At 71.2% G+C, this 7618-nt stretch carries 5 protein-coding genes and 1 pseudogene; 4 read left to right on the top strand and 2 right to left on the bottom strand.

From position 1 onward, the window contains the following. Positions 1-6 precede the first annotated feature (6 nt). Entirely contained in the window at positions 7-897 is an 891-nt protein-coding gene (locus tag AC1D1T_RS13235; protein ID WP_477825481.1) for an MOSC domain-containing protein, read from the bottom strand. After that, positions 894-3347: an AsmA family protein gene (locus AC1D1T_RS13240; protein WP_477991968.1), complete on the bottom strand. Its 2454-nt coding sequence runs from the start codon at positions 3345-3347 to the stop codon at positions 894-896. The genes AC1D1T_RS13235 and AC1D1T_RS13240 overlap by 4 nt, the downstream gene beginning before the upstream one ends. Positions 3348-3437: 90 nt before the next feature. On the opposite strand from AC1D1T_RS13240, the gene AC1D1T_RS13245 reads away from it, so the two are divergent. The 4 genes and pseudogenes from AC1D1T_RS13245 to AC1D1T_RS13260 all read left to right on the top strand — a co-directional run. Then, on the top strand, positions 3438-4550 hold the full coding sequence (locus tag AC1D1T_RS13245; protein ID WP_477991969.1) for an FAD-dependent monooxygenase: 1113 nt from the start codon (positions 3438-3440) through the stop codon (positions 4548-4550). 10 nt (positions 4551-4560) lie between these two features. Next, on the top strand, positions 4561-5307 hold the full coding sequence (locus AC1D1T_RS13250) for a DsbC family protein (protein WP_047499773.1): 747 nt from the start codon (positions 4561-4563) through the stop codon (positions 5305-5307). A 130-nt stretch (positions 5308-5437) separates the two neighbouring features. After that, positions 5438-7237, top strand: a complete 1800-nt coding sequence (locus AC1D1T_RS13255; RefSeq protein ID WP_477991970.1) for a M61 family metallopeptidase — start codon at positions 5438-5440, stop codon at positions 7235-7237. Beyond that, positions 7222-7618, top strand: a pseudogene (locus AC1D1T_RS13260) (hypothetical protein); the annotation flags it as partial. The gene AC1D1T_RS13255 and the pseudogene AC1D1T_RS13260, both read left to right, overlap by 16 nt.

The raw sequence follows: 7618 nt of genomic DNA on the forward strand, positions 1-7618 counted from the left end.
CGCCGCTCAGAAACGGATGCTCGCGCTGCCGGCCAGCCCGCTGCGCAGCCCGCATTCGATGCCCTCGACGATCACCGCGTTCATGCCGAAGGTGATCTTGCCGTCGAGCCGCTCGTCGGCCCGGTAGGTCGACAGCGTGTCGCCCGGCTCGTGCCCCGGCTCGCCGGTCTCGGGGTCGACGTTCGGGATCGGGCAGCGCGGGCAGGGCTTGACCAGGCGCAGCCGCACCGGCCCCTCGGGCGTGTCGAAGCGGATCTCGTCGAGGAAATCCTCGCCGTGCGCGTCCAGCCCGTCGAGCACCAGGTTCGGCCGGAAGCGCGCCATCGTCATCGCCGCGACGCCCTTGCGCGCGAGGCGCTCGTTCAGCTCGTCGAGCGAGGCCTGCGAGACCACCAGCAGCGGAAAGCCGTCGCTGAACGCGTTCTCGGCATCGATGTCGCCGCTCCACTGCTTGCTCGACAGCCGCTTCTGTTCCGGATCGAAGCGCGCCAGGCGCAGCGGGAACTTCACGTCGCCGCGGCCCGGCGCCGCCAGGAAATCGCTGAACCACTGCGCCGCCAGTTCGCCCATGTCGTAGGCGGCGACGGTGTCGTTCCACACGGTGACCTGGCGCGGCGCCTCCACCGCATCGAGCGCCAGGTGCAGCGCCAGCATGCCGGGCGCCCGCAGCACCAGCTCGGTGTGCTTCAGCGTCGTGCGGATCAGCGCCATGCGCGGCAGCTCGCGCTGGCTGACGAAGCGGCCGGCGGCATCGACCACCATCCACGCGCGGTCGAATTCGAGCCCGGTCTCGATCAGCAGCGATTCGTCGAGCGCCACGCCGGCACAACTCTTCACCGGGTACACGTGCACGCTGCGCAACGTGACCGCGACCTCTCCCTCCGCCAGCTCGCTCACTTGAACAATCCCTTCAGCTTGTCTTTCAGTTGGTCCTTGGTCGAGGGCTGCGGACCCGAGGCCGCGCCGCTCGCCGCCGACGGCAGGCCGAGCTTGCCGCGCAGGCTCTCCTTGAGCTTCTCCTCGGCCTTGCCGGTGACCTCGCTCTTGATCATCTGGGCGGCGATCTGCGACCACTGGATCTTCCAGTCGATCGCGTCCAGCGGCCCGGTCAGCAGCACCGGCACGGTCACGCCCTTCAGCGCGGCGAGGTCGGCGCCGTCCTGGCCCTTCGTGGTGTTGGCGACCGTGGCGCGTGCGGTGTAGTCGATGCGGCTGCGGCCGATGTCGAGCGCGCCGGAGCCGTTGAGGCGCAGGAACGGGCTCTTGGCATCGAGGTCGGCGTTGCGTGCGATGCCGTCGGTGATCACGAAGCTGGCCGACATCTCCGAGAAATCGGTCTTCTCGGTCGCGTTCGATTTCTGCGCGCTGTCCTGCTTCATCGACAGCGCCGCCTTGGCCTGGCGCAGGCTCTTCGCGAGGTTGACGCCCTTGATCGCGCCGTCGCGCAGCTGCAGCGCGGCGGTGCCCTTCAGCCGCGCCTTCATCTCGTTGACGCTGCGCCCGGCCGTCTCGATGTCGGCGACCACGCGGCCGGTGCCTTCGAGGATGTCCTTCTTCGCGACATCCTTCAGCAGCGTGTTGACGTTGACGCCGGTGGCCGTCGCCTTCACCGCGACGCGGCTCGCGCGCGCATCGGCGAACGCGGTCGCGTCGAGCACGCCGCCCCAGGTCTTGCCGTACAGCTTGCTGACGCGCAGCATGCCGCCCTGCAGCGAGGCATCGAGCGCCGCGTCGCTGACGCGGTAGGTCTGGTACGCGAAGCTGCCGATGCGCAGGCTGAACTCGCCCTGCAGCGCGCGCAGCGGCGACAGGTCGACGGGGGTGTCGGCGGCCGGCTTCTCGGTGGCCGCGGGCGCCGGCGCCGGTGCCGCGCTGGACGGCGGCAGCAGCCGGTTCAGGTCCAGTGCCTCGAAGTTGGCCGAGGCCTTCACGGTGATCGGCGTGCCGGCGAGCGTGACGGCACCTTCGCTGCGGAACGGGTTGGCGTTGATCTGCCCGGCCAGCGTCCAGTGCGCCGCCTGCGGCGACGCATCGGCCTTGCCGCGCATGTCCAGCACCAGCGGTTGCAGCGACGGCTCCTGGATCTTCAGCTGGGCGGCCAGCGCGTCGAGCGCGAAGGCGCTCTTGGCCGGCTGCAGCTGCAGGTCGGCGCGCACGGTGCCGGCCAGCTCGCGCTGACCGCTGGTTCCCTTCATGCTGCCCTTCAGCGTCGCCTCGAAGCCGGGCACCTTGACCATGTCGAAGCTGCCGCCGGGCGCCGCCGACTTGAAGCTCGCATCGACCGCCGTCGGGCCTTCGAGCGACAGCTTGCCGCTCAGCGCGCTGCCGGTCAGCGCCTCGCCCTTCACGTTCAGCTCGGGCCAGTCGAGCGTGGCCGACAGCGGCTGGCCGCCCTGCGTGCCGGCGAGCTTGACCTGCAGCGCATTGAGCGACAGGTTGCGCGCCGCCGGGTCGAACGCGAAGTGCTTGATCTGCACCCGGCTGTTGGCGAGCTTCAGCGAACCGAGCGTCGCGCCGAGGCCGAGGTCGAGGTCCTGCGCGTCGAGCGTGCCGCGCTGGCCGTCGTAGCCGAGCGCGCCCTGGATCTTCACGTCCATCGCCTGCACGCCGAACGCATCGCCCTGCCAGCCGAGCTGCATGTCGCGCAGCTTCACGCCCTGCTGCGCGAGCAGCAGCGTCAGCCTGGTCTCGCCGCTCAGCCGGCCCTTGACGGCCGGCGCCTTCATCGCGAACTCGGCCTGCAGCTTGACCGGCGACTCCACCTGGTCGGCCAGCCGGCCGGTGTGCAACGAGTTCAGCGTGACCTCGCCGGAGAGCTGGTCGCGCTCGTCGCGCAGGCTCAGCCGCAGGTCGTCGAGCTGCACGCTGCTGACGTCGAAGCGCAGCGGTGCGCCCGAGGCCGCCGCCTGGCTGGCGGGCGTCGCGGGGGCGCCAGGCGGCGGAGCGTCGCCGGCGATCAGGTCGTCGATGTTGGTCTTGCCCTGCGCATCGCGCCGGTACACCAGGCGCAGGCCACGCGCGCTGACGTGGTCGACCACCAGCTGCCGGCGCAGCAGCGGCAGCACCGCGACCGAGAGCGAGGCCTCGTCGAGCGCCGCGAACTCGTCGGCGCGGCCTTTCTCGCTGAGCTTGACGGCCGACAGCTGCACCGCCAGGCGCGGGAACACCGACAGCTTGATCGGCCCGTCGATCGCCAGCGTGCGGGCGCGGTGGGTTTTCATCCAGTCGATCGCGAGGCCCTTGTAGGCGTTCGGGTCGAAGGTCGACACCAGCCAGACGAGCACGGCGCCGAAGAGCAGCACCAGCAGGGCGAGCGCCAGCAGGAGTTTGCGGATCCAGGGTTTCATCGAATCGGTCTACCGCATGGGCACAGCGTGGGGGCACCGATTCTGCCCTCAAGGGCGCCAGGGTGGTGCCGGTCCCTACAATGAAACCTCATGAAACGCTTCGATCTGTGTGTCCGAGGGGCCGGCATCGTCGGCCAGGCGCTCGCCTTGTCGCTGGCCCGGCAGGGGCTGAAAGTCGCGCTGGTGCCCGATGCCGCGCCGCCTGCCGGCGAAGACGTGCGCGCCTACGCGCTGAACCCCGGCTCGGTCGCGCTGCTGGCCTCGCTGAAGGTCTGGGAGGCGCTGCAGCCGGGGGCCGCGACCGCGGTGCACGAGATGCGCGTCGAGGGCGATGCCGCCGGCGCGGCGCTCGAGTTCTCGGCCTGGCAGCAGCAGGTGGCCGAGCTGGCCTTCATCACCGACGTGGCGGCGCTGGAGCAGGCGCTCGCCACCGCGGTGCGCTATTCGCCCCACGTCGAGCTGCTGGCGCCCGATGCGCAGGTGCAGGCGCCGCTGACGGCCTTGTGCGAGGGCAAGGCCTCGGCCTCGCGGGCCGCGCTGGGCGTGCGCTTCGAGCGCCACGACTACGGCCAGGTCGCGATCGCGGCGCGCCTGGTCGCCGACCGGCCGCACCGCCACGTGGCGCGGCAATGGTTCCGCGCGCCGGACATCCTGGCGCTGCTGCCGTTCGATCTGCCGCAGGCGGGCTGCTCGCATGCGCTGGTCTGGTCGCTGCCGCAGGCGCGCGCGCAGGAGCTGCTGGCGCTCGATGCCGCTGCCTTCGAGCAGGCACTGAACGATGCCACCGGCGGCGCCTGCGGCCGGTTGAGCCTGGCCTCGGCGCGCGCCGGCTGGCCGTTGATCCAGGCGCGCGCCAGCGCCTGGTGCGGCCCCGGCTGGGTGCTGCTGGGCGATGCGGCCCATGTCGTTCACCCTTTGGCCGGCCAGGGATTGAACCTCGGGCTGGCCGACGTGGCCGCGCTGTCGCAGGTGTTGGCCGAGCGGGAGCCGTGGCGCGAGCTGTCGGACGCCAAGCTGCTGCGCCGTTACGAACGCTCACGCCTCGCCCCCACCCGTGCGATGGGAGAATTGACCGGTGGCCTGTGGCGGTTGTTTTCCACGGACCAACCCGCGGTGCGGGAACTTCGCAACCGCGGCATGACTCTGGTCAACCACCTCTCCCCGCTGAAGCGCTGGCTGACCGCCCGGGCGCTCGACACCTGAAGGCATTGCCATGCTGAACTTCCCGTTGATCCGATCCCGCCTCGCGGCCCCGCTCATCGCCGCGCTGCTGCTGGCACCGCTGGCCCATGCCGACGAGGCGCAGATCCGCAAGAACCTGGCCGAGCGCCTGGCCATGCCGCCGATCGACGAGATCACCAAGACGCCGATCCCGGGCCTGTACGAAGTGCGCATGGGCACCGAGATCCTCTACACCGACGAGCAGGGCAACTACCTGGTCGAAGGGTCGCTGATCGACACCAAGGCGCGCACCAACCTCACCGAGGCGCGCATCAACAAGCTGACCGCGATCGATTTCGCCAAGCTGCCGCTGAAGGACGCGATCGTCTGGAAGAGCGGCACCGGCGCACGCCGCATCGCCGTCTTCGCCGACCCGAACTGCGGCTACTGCCGCCGTTTCGAGGCCGACCTGCAGAAGATCAAGGACGTGACCGTCTACACCTTCCTGTACCCGATCCTCGGCGGCGACTCGCCGCAGAAGTCGCGCGACATCTGGTGCGCGAAGGAACCGAGCAAGGTCTGGCTCGGCTGGATGCTGCGCAGCGAGCAGCCGCCGCGTTCGATGGGCGCCTGTGAGACGCCGATCGATCGCAATGTCGCGATGGGCAAGAAATACCGCATCAACGGCACGCCGGCGCTGGTGTTCGCCGACGGCACGCGCTTCCCCGGTGCGATGCCGCTCGAGCAGATCGAGAAACAGCTGCTGGTGAGCAGCGCTGCCGCCACCGCCGCCAAGTGACGCGGAAGTGATGCGGAAGTGACGCGGGCGCGCAGGGCGGCGGCCCTGCGGTGACTGAGGTGACAATGGCGCCCGCAGAAAACCCCTGCATGAGCGCACGGCCGCCCCCCCGAGCGGCCCTCCTGATCCCATGATTTCCCACCGCATCGAGATCGCCGATGTGCACGCGCACCAGTTCCGCGTGACGCTCACCGTGCCGCAGCCGGCACCGCAGCAGCGCCTGAGCCTGCCGGCGTGGATTCCCGGCAGCTACCTGGTGCGCGAGTTCGCGCGCCACCTGTCGCAGCTGCAGGCCCGCCAGGGTTCGCGCGAGATCGCGCTGCAGCAGCTCGACAAGGCCACCTGGCTGGCCGCCTGCGACGGCCGCGGCGCGCTGACCGTCAGCTACCTCGTCTACGCGTTCGACACCTCGGTGCGCACCGCCTTCCTCGATGCGCAACGCGGCTTCTACAACGGCACCAGCGTGTTCCTGCGGGTCGAAGGGCGCGAGGCCGAGCCGCAGGCGGTCGAGATGCGCGGCCTGCCGAAGGGCTGGCGCGTGGGCACGTCGCTGCCGGCGGTCAAGACCGATGCGCGCGGCCAGGGCCTGTACCAGGCGGCCGACTACGACGAGCTGGTCGATCACCCGGTCGAGCTGGGCGACTTCTGGCGCGGCGAGTTCAAGGCGGCCGGCGTGCCGCACGAGTTCATCGTGGCCGGTGCGCTGCCCGATTTCGACGGTGAGCGCCTGCTGGCCGATGCACGCCGCATCTGCGAGGCCGAGATCGCGTTCTGGCACGGCCGCAAGAAGCCGCATTTCAAGCGCTATGTGTTCATGCTGAACGCGGTGGATGACGGCTACGGCGGGCTGGAGCACCGGGCCAGCACCGCGCTGATCGCCGGCCGGCGCGACCTGCCGCAGCGTGCGCGGCCGGGCGCCCAGCCGCCGGCCGACCCGAAGGCCGAGCTGAAGACCGACCTGAGCGAGGGCTACGTGACGCTGCTCGGGCTGATCAGCCACGAGTATTTCCACACCTGGAACGTCAAGCGCCTGCGCCCGGCCGAGTTCGCGCGCTACGACTACACGCAGGAGAACTACACCGAACTGCTGTGGTTCTTCGAAGGCTTCACCTCGTACTACGACGACCTGCTGCTGCTGCGCGCCGGCCTGGTCGACGAATCGCGCTACCTGAAGCTGCTCGCCAAGACGGTGACTGGCGTGCTGGCCGCGCCGGGCCGGCAGGTGCAGAGCGTCGCGCAATCGAGCTTCGATGCCTGGGTCAAGTACTACCGCGGCGACGAGAACACGCCGAACGCGACGATCAGCTACTACACCAAGGGCTCGCTGGTGGCGCTTGCGCTCGACCTGACGCTGCGCACGCGCGGCCGGGGCTCGCTGGACGACGTGATGCGCGGCCTGTGGGCGCGCAGCGACGGCGGGCCGATCTCGCAGGACGACATCGCCGCGGTGCTGCACGAGGTGGGCGGCCGTTCGATGGCGGCCGAGCTGCAGGCCTGGGTGCATGGCACCGGCGATCTGCCGCTGAAGGAGTTGCTGCAGCGCGCTGGCGTGAACTGGTCGCAGCAGGCGCCGACGATGGCCCAGCGGCTGGGCCTGCGGGTGGCGGAGAGTGCGCTGACCGGCATCAAGGTGAGCCACGTGCTGCGCGGCGGGGCTGCCGAAGCGGCCGGGCTGTCGGCCGGCGACGAACTGCTCGGGGTCGACGACTGGCGGCTGCGCCGGCTCGACGACCTGCTGCGCCTGCTGCCGGACGACGGCCGGGCCACGCTGCTGGTGTCGCGCGACCAGCGCCTGCTGCACCTGCCGCTGGTGGCGGCCGCGCTGCCCGACAGCGGTGCAGTGGCGTTGTCGCCGGCGGGCGCCGCCGCCGAGAACAACAAGGCCGCCGTCGCCGCGCAGTCCCTGCGGCAGGCATGGATGCGCGGCTGACCGCCGCCCTGCGCGCGAGGCCGTGGCGGCGCGTCGCGCTGCTGGCGCTGGTGCTCGGCGTGCTGGTGGCGCACGGCTGCGTGACGCGCAGCCTGGCCGAGCGCATGGACGGGTTCTCGGTGGCGCCGATGCCGGCGCGCCTGCAGGTGGCCTATGTGCGCGAGCTGCAGCCGGCGCTGCCGGTGGCGCTTGCACCGGCTGCGCGGCCGACGCCGCCGAAACGCGTTGCGGCGGCCGCCGCGGTCGCGGCCCCGTCCGTCGAGGCCGCTGCGTCGGCAGCGCCGGTCGAGCCGGAGCCGGCTCCGGAGGTTGTCGCCGCCGCCGAACCGGAGCCCGCGGCCTCCGCTCCCGATGTGCCTGCGTCCGCGCCGCCGCCCGATC

This window comes from Rhizobacter sp. P2_H3, from assembly GCF_056403355.1.